Annotated in this window: 1 protein-coding gene; it reads left to right on the top strand. The window is 46.5% G+C overall.

Annotation, left to right across the window (positions count from 1 at the left end; all coding sequences use genetic code 11):
- On the top strand, positions 1–245 hold a 245-nt coding region (locus tag AYW76_RS18810; protein WP_197467864.1), incomplete at both ends, for a GspL/Epsl periplasmic domain-containing protein.

Raw genomic sequence — 245 nt, 5'->3', positions numbered from 1 at the left:
GTGGCAGAAGGTTGCGGTGGCGGCTGTTTTATTAGTGGCCGTGGTCGTGGTCGATAATGTGCTTAAAATTCAAAAGTATGAAGCCCAGGCGAGTGCCTATCGTGTAGAGAGTGAGCGGATTTTCCGTCAGTCATTACCGGGTAAAAATAAGATTCCAACCGTCAGTTATTTAAAGCGCGAAATGGAGCGTGAAGTGAATCGCTTGTCTGGAGGCTCTGAAGATAGTGCGTTACTTAATCTAATGG

The organism is Marinomonas gallaica, from assembly GCF_001639745.1.
GTDB lineage: Bacteria > Pseudomonadota > Gammaproteobacteria > Pseudomonadales > Marinomonadaceae > Marinomonas > Marinomonas gallaica.
Note: the sequence above shows the minus strand (reverse complement) of the source record. Positions and strands in the feature narration are given on the sequence as shown.